Annotated in this window: 27 protein-coding genes; 25 read left to right on the top strand and 2 right to left on the bottom strand. The window is 46.2% G+C overall.

Annotated features, from left to right (window positions below):
• Nucleotides 1–19 precede the first annotated feature (19 nt).
• From prfA to FC61_RS11210, 25 genes are all read left to right on the top strand, one after another.
• Nucleotides 20–1,105, top strand: a complete 1,086-nt coding sequence (gene prfA, locus FC61_RS11330) for a peptide chain release factor 1 (protein WP_021742840.1) — start codon at nt 20–22, stop codon at nt 1,103–1,105.
• Nucleotides 1,098–1,949 carry a peptide chain release factor N(5)-glutamine methyltransferase gene (prmC, locus tag FC61_RS11325; protein ID WP_021742841.1) on the top strand — a complete coding sequence of 284 codons (852 nt, stop codon included), beginning with the start codon at nt 1,098–1,100 and terminating at the stop codon, nt 1,947–1,949. Before prfA ends, prmC begins: the two co-directional genes overlap by 8 nt.
• Before the next feature lie 17 nt (nt 1,950–1,966).
• A complete protein-coding gene (locus tag FC61_RS11320; RefSeq protein WP_021742842.1) occupies nt 1,967–2,983 on the top strand; it encodes an L-threonylcarbamoyladenylate synthase in 1,017 nt (338 codons plus the stop codon).
• Between the two features lie 80 nt (nt 2,984–3,063).
• A complete protein-coding gene (gene glyA, locus FC61_RS11315) occupies nt 3,064–4,305 on the top strand; it encodes a serine hydroxymethyltransferase (RefSeq protein ID WP_021742843.1) in 1,242 nt (413 codons plus the stop codon).
• A gap of 93 nt (nt 4,306–4,398) precedes the next feature.
• Complete coding sequence (upp, locus tag FC61_RS11310; RefSeq protein WP_021742844.1) at nt 4,399–5,028, top strand: uracil phosphoribosyltransferase; 630 nt, start codon at nt 4,399–4,401, stop codon at nt 5,026–5,028.
• A 347-nt stretch (nt 5,029–5,375) separates the two neighbouring features.
• Nucleotides 5,376–6,095 (top strand): F0F1 ATP synthase subunit A, encoded by a 720-nt coding sequence (gene atpB / locus FC61_RS11305; protein WP_011668154.1) that lies wholly within the window; start codon nt 5,376–5,378, stop codon nt 6,093–6,095.
• 35 nt (nt 6,096–6,130) lie between these two features.
• Nucleotides 6,131–6,343 (top strand): F0F1 ATP synthase subunit C, encoded by a 213-nt coding sequence (gene atpE, locus FC61_RS11300; protein WP_011668153.1) that lies wholly within the window; start codon nt 6,131–6,133, stop codon nt 6,341–6,343.
• Between the two features lie 50 nt (nt 6,344–6,393).
• Entirely contained in the window at nt 6,394–6,909 is a 516-nt protein-coding gene (gene atpF, locus FC61_RS11295; protein WP_021742847.1) for a F0F1 ATP synthase subunit B, read from the top strand.
• Nucleotides 6,899–7,441, top strand: a complete 543-nt coding sequence (gene atpH / locus FC61_RS11290; RefSeq protein ID WP_011668151.1) for an ATP synthase F1 subunit delta — start codon at nt 6,899–6,901, stop codon at nt 7,439–7,441. The genes atpF and atpH overlap by 11 nt, the downstream gene beginning before the upstream one ends.
• Before the next feature lie 30 nt (nt 7,442–7,471).
• Nucleotides 7,472–9,013 carry a F0F1 ATP synthase subunit alpha gene (gene atpA / locus FC61_RS11285; protein ID WP_021742848.1) on the top strand — a complete coding sequence of 514 codons (1,542 nt, stop codon included), beginning with the start codon at nt 7,472–7,474 and terminating at the stop codon, nt 9,011–9,013.
• 30 nt (nt 9,014–9,043) lie between these two features.
• Nucleotides 9,044–9,943, top strand: coding sequence for a F0F1 ATP synthase subunit gamma (locus FC61_RS11280; protein WP_021742849.1), 900 nt, complete (start codon nt 9,044–9,046; stop codon nt 9,941–9,943).
• 22 nt (nt 9,944–9,965) lie between these two features.
• Entirely contained in the window at nt 9,966–11,381 is a 1,416-nt protein-coding gene (atpD, locus tag FC61_RS11275; protein WP_021742850.1) for a F0F1 ATP synthase subunit beta, read from the top strand.
• Nucleotides 11,382–11,394: 13 nt separating this feature from the next.
• Nucleotides 11,395–11,814, top strand: coding sequence for a F0F1 ATP synthase subunit epsilon (locus tag FC61_RS11270; RefSeq protein WP_021742851.1), 420 nt, complete (start codon nt 11,395–11,397; stop codon nt 11,812–11,814).
• 208 nt (nt 11,815–12,022) lie between these two features.
• Complete coding sequence (locus tag FC61_RS11265) at nt 12,023–12,253, top strand: DUF1146 family protein (RefSeq protein WP_011668146.1); 231 nt, start codon at nt 12,023–12,025, stop codon at nt 12,251–12,253.
• 26 nt (nt 12,254–12,279) lie between these two features.
• Nucleotides 12,280–13,587, top strand: a complete 1,308-nt coding sequence (murA, locus tag FC61_RS11260; protein WP_021742852.1) for a UDP-N-acetylglucosamine 1-carboxyvinyltransferase — start codon at nt 12,280–12,282, stop codon at nt 13,585–13,587.
• A gap of 128 nt (nt 13,588–13,715) precedes the next feature.
• Nucleotides 13,716–14,723, top strand: coding sequence for a rod shape-determining protein (mreB, locus tag FC61_RS11255; RefSeq protein WP_021742853.1), 1,008 nt, complete (start codon nt 13,716–13,718; stop codon nt 14,721–14,723).
• 25 nt (nt 14,724–14,748) lie between these two features.
• Nucleotides 14,749–15,048, top strand: a complete 300-nt coding sequence (yidD, locus tag FC61_RS11250; RefSeq protein WP_011668143.1) for a membrane protein insertion efficiency factor YidD — start codon at nt 14,749–14,751, stop codon at nt 15,046–15,048.
• A 12-nt stretch (nt 15,049–15,060) separates the two neighbouring features.
• Complete coding sequence (locus FC61_RS11245; RefSeq protein ID WP_011668142.1) at nt 15,061–15,285, top strand: DUF2969 domain-containing protein; 225 nt, start codon at nt 15,061–15,063, stop codon at nt 15,283–15,285.
• Nucleotides 15,286–15,380: 95 nt separating this feature from the next.
• Nucleotides 15,381–16,586, top strand: coding sequence for an FtsW/RodA/SpoVE family cell cycle protein (locus tag FC61_RS11240; RefSeq protein WP_011668141.1), 1,206 nt, complete (start codon nt 15,381–15,383; stop codon nt 16,584–16,586).
• A 13-nt stretch (nt 16,587–16,599) separates the two neighbouring features.
• Complete coding sequence (locus FC61_RS11235; RefSeq protein WP_035465092.1) at nt 16,600–16,902, top strand: glycine cleavage system H family protein; 303 nt, start codon at nt 16,600–16,602, stop codon at nt 16,900–16,902.
• A gap of 123 nt (nt 16,903–17,025) precedes the next feature.
• The gene (locus tag FC61_RS11230) at nt 17,026–17,871 is read left to right on the top strand and encodes an SPFH domain-containing protein (protein ID WP_024525520.1); all 846 of its coding nucleotides are present in this window, start codon (nt 17,026–17,028) and stop codon (nt 17,869–17,871) included.
• Between the two features lie 30 nt (nt 17,872–17,901).
• A complete protein-coding gene (locus tag FC61_RS11225; protein WP_021742857.1) occupies nt 17,902–18,873 on the top strand; it encodes a DUF2785 domain-containing protein in 972 nt (323 codons plus the stop codon).
• A gap of 74 nt (nt 18,874–18,947) precedes the next feature.
• Nucleotides 18,948–20,090, top strand: coding sequence for a D-alanine--D-alanine ligase family protein (locus FC61_RS11220; protein WP_035465093.1), 1,143 nt, complete (start codon nt 18,948–18,950; stop codon nt 20,088–20,090).
• 69 nt (nt 20,091–20,159) lie between these two features.
• Nucleotides 20,160–21,716 carry a glycerophosphodiester phosphodiesterase gene (locus tag FC61_RS11215; protein WP_233995604.1) on the top strand — a complete coding sequence of 519 codons (1,557 nt, stop codon included), beginning with the start codon at nt 20,160–20,162 and terminating at the stop codon, nt 21,714–21,716.
• A 328-nt stretch (nt 21,717–22,044) separates the two neighbouring features.
• On the top strand, nt 22,045–22,929 hold the full coding sequence (locus tag FC61_RS11210) for a helix-turn-helix domain-containing protein (RefSeq protein WP_015473520.1): 885 nt from the start codon (nt 22,045–22,047) through the stop codon (nt 22,927–22,929).
• 93 nt (nt 22,930–23,022) lie between these two features.
• Here the strand turns inward: FC61_RS11210 and FC61_RS11205 are convergent, their stop codons facing one another.
• Entirely contained in the window at nt 23,023–23,502 is a 480-nt protein-coding gene (locus FC61_RS11205; protein WP_011668134.1) for a universal stress protein, read from the bottom strand.
• Nucleotides 23,503–23,598: 96 nt separating this feature from the next.
• Nucleotides 23,599–23,886, bottom strand: a complete 288-nt coding sequence (locus FC61_RS11200) for a hypothetical protein (RefSeq protein WP_011668133.1) — start codon at nt 23,884–23,886, stop codon at nt 23,599–23,601.
• Nucleotides 23,887–24,153: the final 267 nt, after the last annotated feature.

Below are 24,153 nucleotides of genomic sequence, written 5' to 3'. Positions count from 1 at the left end.
GAAACGAGGTTAAGAAAAAATGGATGAAATGTTTGATAAGCTGCAGGCGGTCGCAGACCGGTATGACGAGCTCAATGAGTTAATCAGTGATCCAGAAGTGATTGCAGATACGCAGCGTTTTATGGCCCTCTCTAAAGAAGAGGGAGAACTACGAGAAACGGTCGATAAGTACCATCAGTATCAAGATGTCACCCAACAGATTGCGGACGATGATGAGATGCTTCGTGACAAGTTAGATGCCGATATGGAATCGATGATTAAAGATGAATTAAAGGAGTTAACGGCACAAAAGGCCGCCTTAGAAGAAGACATCAAAGTTTTACTGTTGCCTAAGGATCCTAACGATGATAAGAACATCATCATGGAAATTCATGGGGCTGCTGGTGGCGACGAAGCCAGCTTATTTGCGGCAGACCTCTTTAGCATGTACTCCAAGTACGCAGAACGTCAGGGCTGGCAAATCGAAGTGGTTGATGAGAATGCGACTGAAGTGGGCGGCTTTAAGGAAATCGTTATGATGATTACCGGGAATAAAGTTTATTCCAAGCTGAAGTATGAGAATGGCGCGCACCGGGTTCAACGAGTTCCCGTAACAGAATCAGCGGGTCGAGTGCATACCAGTACCGCGACGGTCGGTGTCATGCCTGAAGAAGAAGACGTGGATATTGATATTGATCCTAAAGATATTCGGACAGATGTTTACCGGTCTTCCGGTGCTGGTGGACAACATATTAACAAGACCTCATCAGCAGTTCGGATGACCCACTTACCGACTGGAATTGTCGTCGCTATGCAAGACGAACGGTCACAACAACAAAACCGGGCCAAAGCGATGCAAATTTTGCGGGCGCGGGTCTACGATTACTACAAGCAAGAAGAAGAAAGTGCCTATAACGCTGAACGGAAGTCGGCAGTGGGGACAGGGGATCGTTCTGAACGAATCCGGACGTATAACTATCCACAAAACCGGGTGACTGATCACCGAATTGGGCTGACACTGAACAAGCTGGATCGGATCATGAATGGTGAATTAGATGATATTATTGATGCCTTGATTGTGTCTGACCAGGCCGCTAAGCTTGAAGACTTAAAGAATAATGGCTAAGCAAACGGTGTTAGCGATCTTGCAAGCTGCTAAGCAGCAGTTGCAGATGGCCGGACAAGACCCTGAACTGGCCCAGTATCTGATGCTGGAAGGTAATCAGTGGCGGTTTACGGAGTTAGTGCAGCATTACCGTGAAGCACTATCACCAACCCAGACCCAAGCGTTCCAGGCGCAACTTGCTCGTGTTTGCGCGGGGGAACCAGCGCAATACGTGCTGGGATACGCGCCCTTTTATGGTCGTGAGTTTCGGGTAACCCCGGCTACTTTGATTCCCCGACCAGAAACGGAAGAATTGGTAGAATGGGTGCTACAGGTGGTTCAGCAGTCCACTGCTAAGGTCATTGATGTGGGCACTGGCAGTGGCGCGATTGCCGTGACCTTGAAAAAAGAACGACCCACGTGGTTGGTGACAGCGACCGATATTTCGGATGCCGCCATCGCAGTTGCGCAAAAGAATGCGCAACGCCTCACCGCACAACTGACGTGGGCGACAGGGGATCTATTGGCGCCAGTTACGGGTCAGCGCTTTGACGTCATTGTGTCTAATCCACCATACATTGATCGTACTGAAATGCCGGAGATGGATACCAGTGTGAAACGTTATGAGCCGGAGCAGGCATTGTATGCTGCCGATCATGGACTAGCGTTTTATCAGCGCTTTGCGCAAGTTCTGACGACGTATTTGGTACCAACCGGCGACTTTTTTGCCGAAATTGGGTACCATCAGGGCGCGGCAGTGAAACAGATTTTTAAACAGGCGTTACCAGATGCACAGGTGACCGTTAAATCAGATATTAATGGGCATGATCGCATGATCCATGTCCACTTAACATCAAAGGGATAGGAGAGTTGAGAGATAAGATGGAAACCAAAATATTTAACACTGATCAAATTGCTGAGGCAGCGGCTGCCATTCAGGCAGGTCAGTTAGTGGCCTTTCCAACGGAGACCGTCTATGGCTTGGGGGCCGATGCAACCAATGAAGCGGCCGTTAAACAGGTCTACTTAGCCAAAGGCCGGCCAAGCGACAATCCGTTGATTGTACACGTTACTGGCGAAGAAACGGTAAAGGCATTTGCCCAACCGTTGTCAGATAAGGCTGAGGCGCTGATCAAAGCATTTTGGCCAGGCCCGTTAACCTTGATTTTTGCGCTACAACCAGGGAAGCTGTCTTCTGCGGTAACGGGTGGACTCAACACGGCTGCTTTCCGTAATCCGGATAACGCGGCCACTTTGGCACTGATTAAGGCAGCCGGAGTACCATTAGTTGGACCGTCAGCGAACACTTCGGGCAAGCCTAGCCCAACGTTGGCTAAGCACGTATACCATGACTTGAATGGCAAAATTGCTGGTATTTTGGACGATGGTCCGACCAAGGTCGGTGTTGAATCGACGGTATTGGACATGTCGACGGATATTCCCACGATCTTACGGCCAGGTGGTGTGACGGAAGAACAGTTGGCTGCCGTGATTGGGACCGTTCAATCCAGTCACCATAAGGTGGGCAAAACTGAAGTTCCTAAGGCACCTGGCATGAAGTACAAACATTATGCGCCCAATGCGCAGGTCACCATCGTGGACCATGAAGCAGATTGGACGGCGGCGCTGCAATGGGCTAGCGAACAGTCAGGGACGATTGGTGTGATGGCCGCCGACCGGATTTTACAGGCCCACAACCTACCAGATAACGTCGAGGCTTTCTCACTTGGTCATGATTTAACCAGTGCGAGTCACCGGTTATTTGCTGGGCTACGGCATTTTGATTTAGAATCACCCGTGACGGGGATCTTGGCCCAAGGGTTCACGGCTGAGGGCTTAGGCGCGGCCTACATGAACCGGTTGAATAAGTCGGCCGGACAACAGCATTTCACAAATTAAAGATTTGTAAGCACGGCGGTCCCACTTGACTGGAAAGTTTGGTAAAATAATACCAACTACAGTCTAGGAGGGATCGCCGTTTGAATTTTAAAGAAAAAGATCCAGCGTTATGGGGCGCTATTGCTGATGAAGAACAACGTCAAGAGGAAACCATTGAGTTGATTGCCTCAGAAAATATTGTTAGTCACGCTGTGCGAACAGCTCAAGGCTCCGTGTTGACCAATAAGTACGCCGAAGGGTATCCCGGGAAGCGCTACTACGGCGGCACGCAGTATATTGACGTGGTGGAACAACTAGCCATTGATCGAGCAAAAAAATTATTTGGGGCGGAATATGCCAATGTTCAACCTCACTCTGGATCACAGGCCAACCAGGCTGTCTATGCGGCTTTCCTCAAACCTGGAGACACGATTTTAGGGATGGGGTTGGATGCCGGTGGACATTTGACCCACGGGGCCAAGGTGAACTTCTCGGGTAAGCTGTACAACAGTTATAGCTATGCCTTGAATCCGGAAACTGAGTTACTGGATTATGACATGATTCGGGATCTTGCACGAAAAGTGAAGCCACAGTTGATTGTGGCAGGGGCTTCAGCCTATTCACGGACGATTGATTGGCAAGCTTTCCGATCCATTGCCGATGAAGTCGGGGCTTATTTAATGGTGGATATGGCCCATATTGCTGGTTTAGTGGCGACTGGTCTTCATCCAAGTCCAGTAGGAATCGCTGATGTCGTAACCACGACAACGCATAAGACGTTACGGGGACCCCGTGGCGGTCTGATTCTCTCTCAAGCGGAGAATGCGAAAAAGATCAATTCGGCTGTTTTCCCGGGAACTCAGGGGGGACCTTTAGAACATGTGATTGCAGGAAAGGCAGCGGCATTCTTTGAAGATAGCCAACCGGCTTTTAAGGAATACGCGCAACAAATTATCACCAATGCCCAAGCCATGGCTGATGAATTTAGCCAGTTACCAACAGTTCGGGTCGTTTCTGGTGGCACAGATAATCACTTAATGACGTTAGATTTATCCCAGACGGCATTAAACGGCAAACAAGCACAAGAATTATTAGATAGTGTCTTGATTACCACGAATAAAGAAGCGATTCCTAATGAAACACTCAGTCCATTTAAAACATCGGGTATTCGCTTAGGAACGCCAGCGATTACGACTCGTGGGTTCAACGCAGATGAATCACGTGAAGTGGCTCAGCTGATTGTCAAAACGCTCTTAAATCCCGAGGATGAAGCGGTCTTAGCCGGTGTTCGGCAACAGGTTAAGGAACTGACCAGTGCCCATCCTTTGTCGCAATTGGATTAATTTGTGAAAAAAAACGTTTTCATTTTAAATTAATCAGTTTGATAGCGATAATACATGGTACAATTGTAAGAAATCATAAAGGAGCGTTTATTCATGGGGAAGTTTCAAGTACTTGACCACCCGTTGATTCAACACAAACTGACGATTATCCGGAACAAAGACTGCGGGACCCGCAGTTTCCGTGAAGTTGTCAATGAAATCTCGACGTTAATGGCTTACGAGGTCTCACGCGACATGCCATTGCAAGATAAAAAGATCGAGACGCCAGTGGCTAAGATGACCGCTAAAGAACTTGCTGGTAAGAAAGTGGCTATTGTCCCAATTTTACGAGCAGGAATTGGTATGGTTGATGGGATTCTCGAATTAATTCCAGCGGCCAAGGTTGGTCATATTGGGATGTACCGGGATGAAGAAACGCTTCAACCACATGAATACTTCGTTAAATTGCCATCTGATATTGGTCAACGGCAGGTCTTCGTGGTCGACCCAATGCTAGCAACGGGTGGATCAGCGATTATGGCGATTGATGCCCTGAAGAAGCGCGGTGCCAGCAACATTAAGTTTGTGTGTTTGGTATCCGCACCAGAAGGGGTTAAAGCCCTCCGTGAAAAACATCCAGATATTGACATCTATACAGCCGCTTTAGATGACCATCTTAATGAAGATGGCTATATTGTGCCAGGTCTCGGGGATGCCGGGGACCGCTTATTTGGAACGAAATAAACGTCAAAGAGATTCGACCAATTTAGGGTCGAATCTCTTCTTTGTTTTGCTGAAATAAATTTCGCTTGACAATGTTCACAAAATATGAGGCAATTTGCGCACGCAATTACAATTTGAAAACGTTCTCGTTGTTGATATGGCGATACTTCCCTTTAAGTCGATTAGAATGTTTAGACCCTGAAAAATTGTTTTGTTTTTTGTGTGAATTGGTGGTATCATTTCCAGTGTATTTGAATGGAGCACTCGCTTCGTTTGCTATTCCGCTTTTCTTAATGGAAATACCTGATTTATTGAGGAAATTACCTTGGGGATTGCGTCCATATAGTGTTGAAAAGAGGTGATATTCGGTGAATGATGGTCCAGTTTCGACCTTCCAATTTCTGGGACTGACTTTTAGTACTGCGAACGTTGTTTCTGGCTTGGTGGTTTTCTTGCTGGTCGTTGCGGTTATTTTTTTCACTTCCAGAAACTTGGCCATGAAGCCAACCAAAGGGCAAAACTTTTTGGAATGGCTGATTGATTTTACCAACGGAATTTTGAAGGGTTCCATTCCTGCTAAGGAAGTTGGCGGGTTTGGTTTGTATGGATTCACGTTGTTCTTGTTCCTGTTCTTGTCTAACCAATTAGGGTTATTTATCCAATTGGCTACCAGCGGCGGTGCCACAATCGTCCGAAGTCCAACGTCTGATCCAATCGTGACGTTGACTTTCTCATTGATGACATTGATGCTGGCCCAGTTTGCTGGGGTCCGCAAGTTAGGGTACAAGACCCACTTTGCGAATTACATGAAACCATTCGTGTTCTGGCTACCAATTAGTATTTTTGAAGAGTTCACGAACTTCTTGACGTTGGGCCTTCGTATCTTCGGGGTTATCTTCTCTGGTGAAATGCTATTGAAGTTGATCTGGGAGCTGGCAATTTCACACGGCATCGCAACGATGGTGGTCGCTGTACCAATCGAAATGATTTGGCAAGGATTCTCTGCTTTCTTAGGGGCAATCCAAGCGTTCGTTTTCGTGACGTTGTCATCTGTTTACATTTCTCAAAAGCTTGAAGTTGAGGAATAAAGGAATTATTTAATTTTAAGGAGGAAACACAGATTATGGGAGCTATTGCAGCTGGTATCGCTATGGCCGGAGCCGCTATTGGTGGTGGTGTAGGTGATGGTATCGTTATTTCCAAAATGCTAGAAGGTATGGCCCGTCAGCCTGAACTATCAGGTCAATTACGGACGAACATGTTTATCGGGGTTGGGCTTGTTGAAGCCATGCCTATCATCGCCTTCGTTGTGGCTTTGATGGTTATGAACAAGTAGTTTAACTGACGATAATGTTTCTATCTGATAGTAAAAGGAGGTGTCAATAGATGCTCTCACATTTAGTGGTTGGTCAAGGCCTGTACTATGGTGATTCGATCTTTTACGCCGTGTGTTTCTTACTATTAATGTGGATTATTAAAGTCTTGGCTTGGAAGCCAGTGACTAAGATGATGCAGGACCGGGCTGACAAAATCAGTAATGATATTGACTCAGCTGAAAAGTCCCGCAATGATGCTGCTGAATTAGTTCAAAAGCGTCAAGCTGCATTAGCAAGCTCACGGTCAGAAGCCCAAACGATCGTTAACGATGCCAAGGCCAATGGCCAACAGCAACGGGAACAAATCGTGACCCAAGCCCAAGCAGACGTCCAAACGTTGAAGCAAAATGCCCAAAAGGACATCGAACAAGAACGGCAAGACGCTTTGTCAAATGCTCGGAACGATGTGGCGGACTTATCTATTGAGATTGCTTCCAAGATCATTCAACGAGAATTAAAGGCTGACGATCAAAAGGCATTAATTGATTCTTATATCGAAGGGTTGGGGAAGCAACATGAGTCTTAATAGGGCAACGGTAGCTAAGCGCTACTCACAAGCATTATTTGATTTGTTGTCCGAAAAAGACCAACTGGAGTCAGGCTACACAGAGCTACAAGAACTTCGGCGTATCTTCCAGGACAACCCACAGTTGAGCACGATGCTCTCAGACGCTAGCCTGCAGGTTGCTGATCGCGAAGCGTTACTTCAACCATTGTTGAAGCAAGCATCACCGTATATCAAGAATCTGATTCAAATGGTCTATGATTATGGTCGCATGGAAAACATGGTCGATATTATCGATCAATTCCAAGTGCTGTATGATGAACTGCACCACACGGTTTATGCTGAGGTGACCACGGCGGTTGAACTGTCCGCGGAACAAAAGTCTCAAATTGAAGCCGTTTACGCCAAGCGCGTTGGGGCAGAAAAGGTCGTTTTAAGCAGTAAAGTTGATCCTGATGTTATTGGTGGGGTTATTGTTAAAGCTGCGGACACGATTCTTGACGGTAGCTTACGAACTAAAATTAATCGTTTACGGCAGCAACTGCTCGCATAACGAATTCGGTGATAAAGAGGTGAAACTTTCATGAGCATTAAAGCTGAGGAAATCAGTGCTCTAATTAAACAACAATTAGAAAGCTATCAAGATGAAATCTCAGTTGAAGAAACTGGTACGGTTACTTACGTTGGTGATGGTGTCGCTCGGGCCCACGGTCTGAACAATGCCTTACAAGGTGAGTTACTGTTGTTTGACAACGGGGTTTATGGGATGGTCCAAAACCTCGAAGCCAGTGACGTTGGTATTGTTATCTTGGGTGATTTCACTGGAATCACTGAAGGCGATACGGTTAAGCGGACTGGCCGAATCATGGAAGTTCCCGTTGGCGATCAACTGATTGGCCGGGTTGTTAACCCATTGGGTCAAGCAATTGACGGTAAAGGGGACATTTCCACGGATAAGACGCGTCCAATTGAACATAAAGCACCAGGGGTTATGGACCGGCAAGGGGTTAGTGAACCTCTACAAACCGGGATCAAGGCCATTGATGCCTTAGTTCCAATTGGTCGTGGTCAACGTGAATTGATCATTGGTGACCGGAAGACTGGGAAGTCTTCCATTGCCATCGATACGATCATTAACCAAAAAGACCAAGATATGATTTGTATCTACGTCGCAATTGGTCAGAAGGCTTCAACGGTGCGGGCGCAAGTTTCAACGCTGGAAAAATTCGGCGCGATGGACTACACGATCGTGGTTACCGCTAGTCCTTCCGAACCAGCACCTATGCTGTACATCGCACCATATGCCGGTGCAGCGATGGGTGAAGAGTTCATGCACAATGGCAAGCATGTGTTGATTGTCTATGATGATTTAACCAAGCAAGCCGATGCTTATCGTGAACTTTCTTTGATTTTGCGGCGTGCACCAGGTCGTGAAGCTTACCCTGGTGATATTTTCTACACCCACTCTCGTTTATTGGAACGGGCAGCTAAGTTGAACGATGAACTTGGTGGCGGTTCGATGACGGCTTTGCCAGTCATTGAAACCAAGGCCGGTGATGTTTCTGCTTACATTCCAACCAACGTTATTTCCATCACCGATGGTCAAATCTTCCTGAACAGTGATTCCTTCTATTCAGGTGTTCGGCCAGCCATGGATGCCGGGACTTCCGTTTCTCGGGTTGGTGGGGACGCTCAGATCAAGGCCATGAAGAAGGTTGCCGGGACTTTGCGGTTGGACTTGTCCGCCTACAAGGAACTGGAATCATTCGCTCAATTTGGCTCTGATTTGGATGCCGCTACGCAAGCACGGTTAGCACGTGGGGAACGGACTGTGGAAGTCTTGAAGCAAGGCTTGCATGAATCTGTTCCAGTTGCTAAGGAAGTTATTATCTTGTTTGCTTTGACTCATGGTCATTTGGACAAGTTGGAAGTTGCTGACGTTTTACGTTATCAAAACGAATTGTTTGATTACATGGACGCTAGTCACAAGGACCTTGAAGATTCGATTACGACGACTGGAAACTTGCCAGAAGGCAACACACTGGAAGACGCAATCAAGGAATTCGATGGGATGTTCCAACCAACTGCCGAAGCAGATGATACGGCAGCCCAAACGGCTGATTAAGATTACTTGAAGGAAGGATGGTGAGAAATAATGGCTGAATCAATTCATGACGTTCAACGTCGAATTAATTCCACGAAAGCAACCCGGCAGATTACGTCGGCAATGCACATGGTTTCGACGGCGAAGTTAAATAAGATTCAGAAACAAGCAGTCGGCTACCAAGACTATGTTTCTAAAGTTAAGGCTGTCGTCATGCATCTTTCGCAGTCTCATCTGTTGGATAATTCCTCAAGTAGCCTACAGTCGAACCGTCCGGTAAAGAAAACCGCTTATTTGGTAATCACCTCCGATCGTGGTATGGTGGGAAGCTATAATAGCAGCGTTTTACGGGATACAAATGTGTTCATTAAAGAACGGACACCTAATCCAGACGACTACATGGTGTTAGCCGTTGGGGGAACTGGTGCGGATTTTTACAAGCACCGGGGTGTTAATGTGGCTTATGAATATCGTGGGGTCAGTGACGTTCCAGAATTTAATGAAGTTCGGGAAATTGTTAAGACCGTTACCACCATGTTCAACAACGAAGTTTTCGATGAACTCTTCGTCTGCTACAACCACTTTGTTAACCGGATTTCATCCCGTTTTCGGGCTGAAAAAATGTTGCCAGTTGATAAGGAAACAATGTCAACTGATGCGGCTAAGGACACCCAAGCAGCGCCATTGACTGCTGAATACGACACGGAACCTTCTGAAGAAGAAGTGTTACAAGTCGTTCTGCCACAGTACGCAGAAAGCTTGGTTTATGGTGCGATCTTGGACGCAAAGACTGCCGAACATGCATCAAGTACCAATGCGATGCAGTCCGCCACGGATAATGCTGATGATTTGATTGCAACGTTGCAACTGCACTATAACCGTGCACGACAAGCAGCGATTACGACTGAAATCACCGAAATTACTGGTGGTCAGGAAGCCTTAAATAATTAATGACGGGAAGAATTAACGAATAATGAGTGCTGGTAAAATTGTTCAAGTTATCGGACCTGTTGTTGACGTTGAATTCCCGTTGAACGATGAATTACCTGACATCAACACTGCCCTTAACATCAAAAAAGATGATGGTAGTGTCCTTGTAACCGAAGTTGCCTTGGAATTAGGTGACGGGGTTATGCGGACCATTGCCATGGACGGTACCGATGGTCTTCGCCGAGGATTGGAAGTCGAAAACACTGGTGCTTCGATTTCTGTTCCAGTCGGTGACGATACCCTTGGTCGGGTGTTCAACGTGCTCGGGGATCCAATTGACGGCGGTGCCGAATTTGGACCAGACGCTGAACGGATGCCAATTCACCGTGATGCACCAAAGTATGACGAATTAAACCCTACAACTGAAATCCTAGAAACTGGGATTAAGGTGATTGACTTACTCGAACCTTACGTTCGTGGTGGGAAGATTGGGTTGTTCGGTGGTGCCGGTGTTGGTAAGACCGTTTTAATTCAAGAATTAATCCATAACATTGCCCAAGGCCATAACGGGATTTCCGTCTTCACCGGTGTTGGTGAACGGACCCGTGAAGGTAACGACATGTACTGGGAAATGAAAGGTTCTGGGGTTCTAAAGCAGACGGCCATGGTTTATGGTCAAATGAACGAACCCCCTGGTGCCCGGATGCGAGTTGCCTTGACTGGTTTGACCATTGCGGAATACTTCCGTGATGTGAAGGGCCAAGATGTGTTGCTCTTTATCGATAACATTTTCCGGTTTACGCAAGCCGGTTCTGAAGTTTCTGCCCTCTTGGGTCGGATTCCTTCAGCCGTTGGTTACCAACCAACGTTGGCTACTGAAATGGGTCAGTTACAGGAACGGATTACGTCAACGAAGAAGGGGTCAATTACGTCAATTCAGGCCGTTTATGTGCCTGCCGATGACTATACCGACCCTGCCCCTGCGACGACGTTCGCCCATTTGGATGCAACGACCAACTTGGAACGTGCGTTGACACAACAAGGGATCTACCCAGCCGTGGACCCATTGGCATCAACGTCAACGGCCTTGGCCCCTGAAATCATCGGTCAAGAACACTATGACGTGGCTACCGAAGTGCAACACGTGTTGCAACGGTATCATGAATTGCAAGATATCATCTCAATCCTTGGGATGGATGAATTATCTGATGAAGAACAAACGATTGTTCAACGGGCGCGGCGGATTCAATTCTTCTTGTCACAACCATTCTCTGTGGCTTCACAGTTTACGGGTATGGACGGGAAGTACGTTAAGCTTGAAGATACAATCCGGAGTTTTAAGGGTATCTTAGATGGTAAGTACGATGACTTACCAGAAGATGCTTTCCGGAACTGCGGTGCCATTGAAGACGCTGTAGAAAAGGCTAAGCAAATGAATGACGCCGTTGCCAACAACTAGGGAGGGATTCTAATTGGCTGATAATCAATCAGTGTTATCTGTTAGTATCGTTACTCCTGATGGTCAAGTCTACAATGAACAAGGCGATCTGTTAATTGTGACCACTAAAAGTGGGCAATTAGGGATTATGCCGAATCACGTTCCCGTGATTGCTTCACTTGAAGTGGAAGAAGCACGGGTTAAACGTGGAGAAAATGAAGATGAAATTGCCGTTAATGGTGGTTTCTTGGAATTTTCTGGCAATGTAGCGACCATTGTTGCGGATAGTGCAGAACGTCAAGACGATATTGACGTTAACCGTGCTGAGAATGCACGGGAACGGGCTGAAGCAACGATTAAGAAGGCACAAGAGGCACATGATGCCGATACGCTTGCCCGGGCTGAAGTGGCCTTACGGCGTGCGGTTAACCGGATTAACGTTGCCAAGCATTAAAAACGTTCTTTGTTTTTAACCAGCAATTGACGAAAGGATCTCCCACAATGGGAGGTCCTTTTTAGTTATAATGACAAAGTGGTTGGATAGTTAAATTGATTGAATATAATAATTGTAATATTACAAACGCCGTTTTTACCGCATTCTCAGGGACAAGGGAAAAGAATTATGCTATAGTTAGTGAGAATGTTTAGGAAGGATTGAGAAAATGAGACTCGTTGGACTACAGGGGATTCTAACCATCATTAGTCATTTGTTCTTTATTGCCCTCGCATTTTGGGCGATTTCAGCGTTACATATTGAACGACTGATGACCTTTTATCCACGACAATCACGAGTGTTGATTGTGATGTTAGCGGTTGCTGTTGGGTTTGGCTGTAGCTCATTCTTTTTGGACTTCATTAATAACGTTCGTAACCTGGGCTACCTGTTACGGTAGACTCATAAAATTTTTGGAGGTATCCCATGGAAAAAATTATCGTTCATGGTGGGAACCGCTTATCTGGTGTGGTTCATATCGAAGGGGCCAAAAGTGCCGTGTTGCCAATTTTAGCAGCAAGTATTTTGGCTCAGGATGGAATCACCCATTTAGCAAATGTTCCGGTTTTGTCTGATGTCTATACGATGAATAAGGTCTTACGCTTCTTGAATTTAAAGGTTGACTTTGATGAAGCCAAACGAGAAGTGACGATTGACGCAACGAAGCAGGTCTCAAGTGAAGCTCCCTTTGAGTACGTCTCAAAGATGCGGGCCTCAATCGTTGTGATGGGGCCGTTGTTAGCGCGCTTGGGTCATGCTCGTGTGGCCTTGCCAGGTGGTTGTGCCATTGGGACACGACCAATTGACTTGCATTTGAAGGGTCTAGAAGCGCTGGGAGCGCGGATTGAACAGCATGATGGTTATATCGAAGCCTTTGCTGATCGTTTGCAAGGTGCACATATTTATCTTGATTTTCCAAGTGTTGGGGCTACGCAAAATATCCTGATGGCTGCTTGTTTGGCCAAGGGCACAACGGTGATTGATAACGTTGCTCGCGAACCAGAAATTGTTGATTTGGCTAACATCTTAAATAAGATGGGGGCTAACGTACGTGGTGCTGGCACTGAAACCATTCGGGTTGATGGTGTTGATCAGATGCATGGTACGGAACATAGTGTGGTTCAAGATCGTATTGAAGCGGGAACCTTCATGGTTGGCGCTGCGTTGACGCACGGTAACGTCTTGATTCAGGATGGCATTGTGGAACACAACAAGCCACTGATTTCTAAGCTCCAAGAGATGGGCGTTCAAGTGACGGAAGAAGCTGCTGGTATCCGGGTTATTGGACCAGATCGCTTACAACCAACGGATGTGAAGACGCTGCCATATCCGGGCTTTCCAACCGATATGCAACCACAGATGACCATCTTACAATTAGCCGCTGAAGGAACCAGTACGATGACTGAAACGGTGTTTGAAAACCGGTTCATGCATCTTGAGGAACTTCGACGGATGAATGCCCAGTATCAAGTAAATGGTCGGACGGTTGTGATGCACGGACCAACTGATTTTAATGGTGCTGAAGTTGCCGCAACTGATTTACGGGCTGCTGCTGCATTGGTTTTAGCGGGACTGGTTGCTGACGGTTACACGCAAGTGACGAATTTAAAATACTTAGATCGAGGCTACTATGACTTCCATAAGAAGTTGGCCGAGTTAGGAGCAGAAGTGAAACGGGTATCTGCACCTGACAACGATGCCGTCGTTTTAAAGAATTCGCACATCAATAATTAGCAAAGCTGAGGTGGCATGTACTGGCCACCTTTTTATTTGGTCTAGCGACGAGCTATTTAGAGTTGTGGCAGTTTATGGTATAATGAAATGTTGAAAATTGGCATTAAAACTCAGGAGGACACATAAGTATGGCGAAAGACATTGGCATTGACCTAGGAACGGCGAACGTATTAATCTACGTGGTCGGTAAGGGAATCGTATTAAATGAACCATCAGTCGTCGCAATTGACACGAAGACTGATAAGGTATTAGCGGTGGGCTCTGAAGCGTACCGGATGGTTGGTCGGACTCCCGGCAATATTCGGGCAATTCGTCCCTTAAAGGACGGCGTTATCTCCGATTTCGATATCACTGAAGCCATGCTCTCCTATTTCATCACGAAATTAAGCGTAAAGGGCTTCTTATCTAAGCCTAATATTATGATCTGTGCACCAACGAACATTACTGAAATCGAACGAAAGGCCATCGTTCAAGCTGCTGAAAAGTCTGGCGGGGCCAAGGTTTATCTGGAAGCAGAACCTAAGGTTGCCGCTTTAGGTGCTGGGATGGATATCTTCAAGCCTAGTGGTAACATGGTTATCGATATGGGTGGTGGAACCAGTGATATTGCTATCTTATCGTTAGGTGATATCGTGGCCAGTCGGTCGATTCGTGTGGCTGGTGACCGGATGAACACAGAAATTGTTAATTACTTGAAGCACAAACATAACTTAATTATTGGGGAACGAACTGCTGAAACGGTTAAGATTAAGATCGGGACGGCTTATCCAGAACCTGGTAACGAAGAGAAGACGATGGAAGTTCGGGGTCGGGATTCTGTTAGCGGTATGCCAACCACGACTACCATTAACGCGGCCGAAGTTGAAGTGGCGATTCATGACTCTGTCGAACAGATTGTGGCAGCAGCAATGGCTGTTTTGGAAACGACGCCGCCAGAATTAGCGGCTGACATTATTGACCGGGGAATCATGCTGACCGGTGGTGGTGCCTTGTTAGATGGCATTGATAAGCTCTTCTCTGAACGGTTGACGGTTCCAGTGATCATTTCTGAAGATCCATTGGATAATGTTGCCAAAGGTGCCGGTGTGTTATTGGAACACATGGATACCAAAAATGCCCAAGAAAATAACGCCTAAGCATAAGTAAAAAGGGGGGCTGGTCGTGCGACACATCCTGATTTGGTTCGTTCGGGGGTATCAGCGGTTTATTTCGCCGTTGTTCCCGCCAACTTGTCGGTATTACCCGACCTGTTCAACTTACATGGTCCAGGCTTTATCAAAGCATGGCGCGTTGAAGGGGAGCTTAATGGGATTGGCGCGTATCTTACGGTGCCAGCCATTTGTTCGCGGTGGGATTGATCCCGTGCCGGATCACTTTACCCTGAAACGAAATACGGCCGCTGAGGCAGCGTATCGGCAAGCGATGCAACTAGATGAAATTGAGCGACACCCCCATAAATAAAGGAGAGTTGGCATGAGTAAACGAGAAAAATCCGTGCAAGTAACTATTGATGAACAAAAACTCCCAGATGGTCAAAAAGCGTCTATTTTAAAAATTGGGTCTGATACAATTGGAACGGTAACGCCAGTTGAGGATCGATTTGAAGCGCAGTTAAATGATGGCGACGTTTACCGGGTGAAATCTGTCGATGAGGGTGTAGAACTCTTATTGCGGGATTACCACCTCCATCGTGGTTAATAAATTTTAGTAAAGTTGGCCGAAGCGAAACGTCGAATTTCACTTCGGCCTTTATAATGAAGACAAATCTTAGTTGAGTTAAGGAGCAATTCATTGTGGCAAAGAATGCAACCGAACAACGAAGCGATGCAGAATCACGAATTGACTGGGGCATTATCTTTTGTGTCTTAATGTTAGCGTTGATTGGTTTGGCTTCGATTTACGTGGCGGCAAAACACGATACAAGTGGAACGAGTATCACGTCGGCCGTTGTTTCGCAGTTGGCGTGGTATGTGATTGGTACCGTGGCGATTATCATTATTATGCAATTTGATTCAGAACAGTTGTGGAAGGTAGCGCCGGTTTTGTATGGGCTTGGTATTTTCCTGTTACTGGCGGTGTTGGTCTTCTATAGCCGAGCGTATTTTGTTAATACCGGGGCGAAGAGCTGGTTTGCAATTGGCTCATTGACTTTTCAGCCATCAGAAGTGATGAAGCCAGCCTTTATTTTGATGCTGGCACGGGTGGTGACGGAACACAATAATGCTAACCCGGTACACACGGTTCGCTCGGACTGGACGTTGATTGGTAAGCTAATTTTGTGGACGATTCCGGTCGCCGTGTTATTGAAATTACAAAATGACTTCGGGACCATGTTGGTGTTCTTTGCCATTGTGGGTGGGGTTATTTTGGTTTCCGGGATCACTTGGAAAATTATTGCGCCAGCGTTTGGGCTTATCGCCGTCGTTGGTGGGTCAGCATTAGCCTTGGTGACGACTTCCGGTGGGCAAAAACTCCTACAGACCGTTGGGTTTAAAGCCTATCAATTTTCCCGGGTAAATACGTGGTTGCATCCATCACAGGATACGACCGATAGTGGCTACCAACTGTGGCAAAGCATGAAAGCAGTTGGGTCCGGTGGAATTTTCGGGACTGGTTTTAATGTGTCGCATGTGTATGTACCAGTTCGAGAATCGGATATGATTTTCTCTGTCATTGGAGAGAACTTTGGCTTTATTGGCGGCTGTGTTTTGATCTTCCTGTATTTCTTGTTGATTTACCAAATGATCCGAGTAACGTTTGATACCAAGAATGTCTTTTATGCGTATATTTCAACTGGGGTTATCATGATGATTTTATTCCACGTTTTTGAAAACATTGGGATGAGTATCGGGCTGTTGCCATTGACCGGGATTCCATTGCCATTTGTCAGTCAAGGGGGATCTGCTTTGATCGGGAACCTGATTGGGATTGGCTTAATCATGTCAATGCGGTATCATTATAAGAGTTACATGTTTAGTCGAAATGAGTCGTTCAAGTAAAGGAGATTTTTACATGAGTGGAATGGTAAAGTATTTCTGGACCGAAGCAGTTGACGATGGTACACGGATTGGCTTAACAACAGAAGGCCAAGACGAATTGGGTTCGATTAAGTTCGCTAAGTTGCCAACCGTAGGCGACACCGTTAAGCAGGGCGAGAACCTGTTGAGTGTGGAAGCCGACAAAGCGGTTTCAGATATTCCTAGTCCAGTTTCTGGACGGGTAACAGCAGTTAATCCGGCCTTAGCGACTGATTTTGACGCTTTGAATGGGCAAGACACTGCGGCAGCATGGTTTGTTGATGTTAAAGAAGATTAATAGTTAAGGCTCGGATTGCGGTTAGTCGTAATCCGGGCTTTTTTTAGTGGTCTTGCCGTTATCTAGTGGTTTTGGGTGGAGTCGGGTATAATAGAGATATTAATAAGAAACGGGGTGAGTCACATGACGGAAAAACCAGTTTTCCATATCAATGGTTATTTAGGACTAATTCTGGTATTAGTGATTCTAGGATTGGGTGCTTACTTATCGGTCGTGGGATGGGGAGTCTTAGGGGCTATTTTGGTGGTATTGGCTGTTTTGGCAGCTAGTAGCTTAACGATTATTGGACCTAATCAATCGAAAGTTCTCACCTTCTTCGGCCGTTACATTGGAACAATTAAAGAATCGGGACTGTATTTAACGGTGCCACTAACGACGAAGACCACGGTATCATTACGGGTTCGGAACTTTAATAGTGCCATTTTAAAGGTGAATGATTTACAAGGAAATCCAGTCGAAATCGCTGCGGTGATCGTGTTTAAGGTTGTCGACACAAGCAAGGCCTTGTTTGCTGTTGAGGATTACGAAAAGTTTGTGGAAATTCAGAGTGAATCAGCCATTCGCCACGTGGCATCAGAGTACGCCTACGATAACTTCGGTGATCATCAGGCACTAACGCTGCGGAGTAATCCGACGGAGGTGTCGAATCACCTGACTGAGGAGTTACAGGCTCGGTTGGAGGTTGCCGGGGTTCAGATTATTGAGACCCGGTTAACCCATTTGGCCTACGCGACAGAGATTGCCTCAGCGATGCTTCAGCGGCAACAGTCCCAAGCCATTCTTTCGGCGCGTAAGATTATTGTTGAAGGTGCTGTATCGATCACGGAAGGGGCTATTGAGCAGCTGGCTGCGGAAACGGATTTGCACTTAACGGATAATCAAAAGCTGCAGTTAATTAATAATATGATGGTCTCAATCATTAATGAGCGAGGTTCACAGCCAGTCATTAATACAGGTAAGGTAGAATAGTGGCACAATGAAGATGTTGGAGGTTTTTGGATGGACGAACAGTTAGAGCAGCTAATGCGCCAATTAAGCGGCCTAAATGAGCAAGTAAGAAATGGGGCCGTGTACCAGTCATTAGGAACGCGATTGGGGAAACTCATGGATGGTATTCCGCGACGGCGGCGAACGGCTGTGGTGTTACCAGATGATCAGGATGGCGTGAAGGATGTTTTAGCAGAACTTCGCCATCAATTAGAACAAAATGTTCCGGTGACACTGACTCACGAAAAGTTAACGTTACTAACCGCCCATCTATCTTCAACGGATATGGCCTTGCGTTATCAAGGCATTAACTTTACCTTGTATGATGCTTTGCAACAGGATGCATTAGACTCTGCTCAGATGGCATTTTTGCTTGATGAATTGAGTCGGCCAGATGCTCTGTTTAGCCATATCTTAGAACCAGCTAACACGGCTGTTTTTGGTCGTTCTGCTCGAGTAGCCATGTTAGCAGTCGTTCTCCATTTTGTGACTCCGGATGTGCAGTCGCATACACCTGATCTGCGTCGGATAGTTATTTTAGCGGCGACATATCTTTGTTTAGAAACGGACACGCGGGGGTTTGTTAACCAGCACGGCTGGGCCCATGCTTTTACGGCCATTACCGATTTATTAACCGTTTTGGCCGGTACTGAGGCGCTTCCCCGAGCTGATAAGTTGTTCTTGATGATGACCTTATTAGAGCGGGTTAAGCGGCTCAATACCCCTTTGATTTACGGCGAGAATGATCGAATGGCGATGTATTTGTCCGAACTGGCAAATCGCCATCAGTTATATGCAGATACCCTCCTACTGTCCCTAAAACAGTGGCGACAGCAAGTGGCGTTACATCGGCGTCCGGATACGATTGCGGGGTGGAACCGCTTCTTTAATCGCAAACGGTTACTGGATTCGCTACGGCTACAATCGGAGTTACCGGCGTCTTTACAAAAATATTTGAACTCAACTATCGATTTTTTAGGTTAATTTGATTTTCAAAGAAATTTAGAAATGGTATACTAAAGGCTAACCGAAATATATACGATAGGATGAGTGGCAAAATGGAAACGAAAACAAAGTTACACGTAGGTCTATTATTCGGTGGTAATTCCTCGGAGCATGATGTGTCGAAGCGTTCGGCGCACAATATTTACGATGCGATGGACAAGGATCGTTACAACGTTAGTTTATTCTTATTAACGCGTGATGGATTTGTGCTTAGTGATGCGGCTTCTCGGCGAGTATTTGACGGCGAAGATGAAGCAACAGTTGCGGCAGAGGAACAAGCCAAAGTAGACGCTTCTAACCCATTGGCACCCATTTGGAATTTATCTCAGGCAAAGGACATTGATGTTTTCTTCCCAATTATTCATGGTAATTTGGGCGAAGACGGCACCATCCAAGGGCTTTTCCGGTTACTGAAAAAGCCTTTCGTGGGGAGTGGCGTCTTAGCATCAGCGGTGTCCTTTGATAAGGATATGACGAAACAGGTCTTAACGGCTCATGGCATTCGGAATACCAAGTATGTTGTCTTAACGCCCGATAATCGGGCAGACTTCGACTACGCGACGATTCAGTCGCGGCTTGGAGATAATGTCTTCATTAAGCCTGCTAATCAAGGCTCATCTGTGGGAATTCACAAGGCAAGTAATGCCCAGGAGTATCTGGACGGCGTTGCTGATGCCTTCCGGTACGACTATAAAGTCCTAGTGGAACAAACCATTGATGGTCCGCAAGAAGTTGAGATTTCCATTTTGGGGAATGAACAACCGCAAGCATCCAAGTTAGGAGCCATTCGGGTACCAGAATCTGATGTCTTCTACGACTATAACAACAAGTTTGTTGATGCTAGTGGTGTGACGTTTGAAGTGCCCGTCAAGCTTTCGGATGAGTTGACCCAAGAAATTACGCAAATGGGTCTACAAACGTATGCGGCATTAGGACTCAAAGGAATGGCCCGGATTGATTACTTGGTTTCCAAGGATGGGGTACCGTATGTTGGTGAAGTTAACACCTTACCAGGGTTTACCAACATCAGTTTGTATCCACAATTGTGGCAAGCAACTGGCATTAACTATGCTGATTTAATTGATCGCTTGATTGAGTTAGCGTTGTCAGAGTTCCACTATCAGGATGAACTGGCTTACGATTTCATTCCGTTGGATGATCATTCGGCAGCTTCAACTTACAAACCTAAAGCTTAGGTTGATTTAATGGTCGGTTGTGAACGGAGACGTTCCAACCGACTTTTTTTGTGGACAGGAGACGATCTGATGAAGATGGAGAAACAGTTGGTAACAGGGTGGGCTGGTGTCGTTGTCCTATTAACTAGTTTGCGATTGGTGGGAACTAATCCGGCTACGTATGGGTGGTTTGGTGGACTCGCTGTACTTACTGTGGTGTTAGTCGCGTGGCAAATCACCCGCGTCTTGGCGAGCTGGCGAGGGGATAATTTAACGGTCAAAGCCACATGGTGGCTGGTGTGGCGGCATTGGTGGCGATGGGGCTTGGCAATGGCTTGGCTGACACTATTAACCTTACCCTTTGGCCTCTGGGGGCTTAGTAGCCGGTTATTGGTCCGGTTGCGATTGCCAGCAACACTGATTAATTTTGTGGGACTCCACCGGCACGTTCTTGGCGGAATTGCCATCATGGGTTATCTGGTGTTGGCTATTGCTGGCGGGTATTATTTACCCCGATTTCTCCGCCGGATTGCACCGTACCCATTACCCCCGTGCCAGAAAGGGTGGTGGCGCTCAGGATGGTGGGGGATTGGTGGCGGATTCTTAGGCCTGTTCACTGCGGAATTGTTGGTTGGTGTTGCCTGGTGGAGTGGTTCTCGATTACCGGAGTCATTCAGTCGGCCAATGACAGTGGGCTTGGCGTTTTTGATCTGGGCTGTTTTATCAGCAGTTGGCGTTTGGTTATTCATTGGCGTATTACGTCTAGCGGGTGGGCAATCAGCCGCTTTTGGGTCACCATGGCGGCTGCCTGATTGGCGCTTGCTCATCTCGCTGGTACTGGTTGGTGGACTAAATGCCTGGCAGTCGGTTAATCAGCAACCGCAGTTTATGGCGACAGCAATTATTAGTCATCGGGGAGTAGACGCGGGCCATGGCGTTCAGAACACGCTGGGGGCTTTGCGACATGTTAGCAAACAACGACCAGCCTATGTTGAAATGGACCTGCATGAGACCAAAGACCGTCACTGGGTCGTCTTACATGATGAAAACCTACAGCAATTAGCGCAACGCTCAGTGACGCCACATGACTTAACGCTAAAGCAACTACAGCGGCTAGTCGTTCGCGAGAACGGTTATCGGGATCACTTAGTTGGCTGGGAAACGTACTTAAGAGCGGCAGAAGCCAAACATCAGCGACTCTTAGTAGAGATGAAAACAACGCCACAAGATACGCCCCATATGATTCAACGGTTTGCCAGTCAATATGGTCAGCGACTGATCCACGACCATGATGCCGTTCACTCGCTAGACTATCGGGTAGTCACACGGTTGAAGCAAAAAGTTCCGCGGTTGCCAGTCGGTTATATTACACCATTTAATTGGGTATCGCCGCGTTCGGTGCCAGCCGACTTTTATTCATTTCAACGGATTTCATTGAGCCAAGAATTTATTTTGGCGGCAGCTCAGCAACGTATCAACACTTATGTTTGGACGCCGGATACGTCAGTGGCAATGGCGCGGATGTGGGCTCTAGGGACTAATGGTCAGATTACCAATGAGGCCTCACGGTTACGTTGGGTTGTCCATCAGCCAGTTGCGACACAGCGTTGGGCAGTATTGCAGAATTTTGTTTTGAGTTACATTTAATTGCTCATGAAGCTATTGATCCAGGAATAAGCGAATACCGAGAACGATTAAATGGTTAATGTTCGATAAAATATTAATGAATTTATATTTGAATGAAAGAATGGACTAGACAGATTAGAGTTCCCTCATGATAACGTATTTTGCTTGAAATTCCTGATAAATCACTTATGATTGATATTAATGGTGAAGCCAGTCGACGATATTATTTATTTTCAGGGGACATCAGTGGTTGTTAGAACGTGAAAAGGACTAACGACCTGATTGTAATAAATGTTCGGCTTTTATTATAAATTAGCAGCACGATCATAATTCGTGAGGGAGAGAGCAGATGCGACTTTTAGGGAGTAAGGTCAAACAATATCGGAAACAGAAAAATTTGTCGCAGCAAGAATTAGCCGATGGAATTTGTACACAAGCAACGGTTAGTTTGATGGAAAAAAAGGATAAGATTCCCAGTATTAAGATTATTTTACAAGTGTGTCGCCGATTAAATGTCTCACTCGGAGATATCTTAGCCGGTGTGGGAAGTGGCTTGGATGAGCAGTTTGATGCCATTTGTTTAGATCTACGGCAAGATAAGTATACTGAGATGGCAGCACGATTGGACCAAGTGGATGTTTCAACGGAGGCGGCTAGTGCTTTTGACCGTGAGCGCTATCATTATTATCGGGGATTTGCTGAGCTAACGGTTGAACAGCGACCAGATGAAGCGATTTTTCACTTCAATTTGGTTTTGCGGCGCTCATTTCATATGGCTTGGGACCTTTATGCGATTATTGGTAATGTGGGGATGGCATCGGCCTACTTAATGCGACAAGATCGAGATCAGGCGCGATACTATTTAGGTGAGGCAACCAGCTATTTGACGAATTTTGAATGGCATGATGAGAGTAGCTTTCAGCGTCTGGTCTGGGCACGTTATCAGATTGCGTTGATGTACCTAAAGCTGGAACAGCCACAACAGGCGCTTACCAATGTTGAAGCGGCGTTACGGGTCGTTAAACACCGGGCTTCATTATATTTGATTGATGTGTTGTATGAGGTTAAGGGCTTAGGCGAACAGGCACTATTGGCGAGAACGGCAGCTAAGCGTAGCTTGATGATTGCTAAAACCCTAGCCTTGGTGACTCACAATCAAGCATTGCAGGAACGGTTAAATGTTACTACTGATGACCTACCGGCTTGGAGCGATCAAGTGAACGGGTTTAGTTAAAGGACTGACGCGGATTAGCGCAAATAAAAATGGACGAGAAGCCAATTTGGTTTCTCGTCCATTTTCAAATAGTTAAAGCATTAGTTAGCAAATTTATTCTGCGGGGTGCGCTGCTTTGGCTGGTTGATTATCTAAGTCCGTCCGTACGACGATCACGTCACAAACTGCTGTCCGTGTGACGTATTCCGTTACAGACCCGATTAATAGCCGTTCAACTGCGTTTAACCCGGTAGCACCAATCATAATCAAATCGGTGTCATTATCCCGAGGAACATCTCTGGCAATGATGGTCTTCGGTGCCCCGTATTCAATGGCGTAATCAATCTTGTCAAGACCATCTGCCTTGGCATCAGCCACGTACTTGTCGAGGGTCTTCTTGGCCGTTTCTGTGACTTGTTCAACCATGCTGGTATCAAAGCTAGAAATGTTTTGGAAAGCCCGTGTATCAACAACGTGAACGAGATGTAAATCAGCATCGTTACGTTTAGCCACAGCGACCGCTTTCTTGAAAGCTAATTCGGCTTCATAGGAACCATCGACTGGGACTAAAATGTGCTTGTATTGTTGTAACATAATATTCACCTCTCATTACTTTATACTCTTATCATACGTTATTTATCTGCAAATAAAAAGCGATATGGTAAAAAAGCTGCGAGAAAGTGTAACCGATTACGCCTTAGGGAACCAGTGTAATAGAATCAATTGAATACTGATAATCGCAATAACGCCGACTAACAACATGGTTGAAATGAAGACCATGTTGTTCATGATGGTGGCGACTGCCGACAGCACACCAATCAGTAGCATAACAACACCACTGATCGTCAAGACACGACTTAATTCGTGACTACTTTCGGGATGAAAGACTAAGAAAGCACGACGTCGATGAGCATAAAAGTACCAACCAATTCCTAAAGCCAGCAGGGTATAGCAAGCCATTAAAATGGTGATGGCCATGAAGAGACCTCCTTAGTAAATAATAATAATGAATAAATGATACGGTACGGTCTATTATACCGAACTCACCAGTGAAAGGAAATATGTGGTAACTGGTCATTTAAGCAAAAGAAAAAGACCATTCAATGGAATGGCCTTCAAAGCAAAGCTTTGGCGATCTAAGTGGTGCCGTTAATTGTCCAGTCATGTTGACCCGCGATGACAATGCAGGGGGGAAAGCTAGCCGAGGCGCCTGACTTCCAAGTGAAAAGGCATGTCATCTTCCTC

It is taken from the genome of Levilactobacillus brevis ATCC 14869 = DSM 20054 (assembly GCF_001433855.1).
GTDB classification, from domain to species: Bacteria; Bacillota; Bacilli; order Lactobacillales; family Lactobacillaceae; genus Levilactobacillus; species Levilactobacillus brevis.
This window is presented reverse-complemented; position numbering and strand designations above follow the sequence as displayed.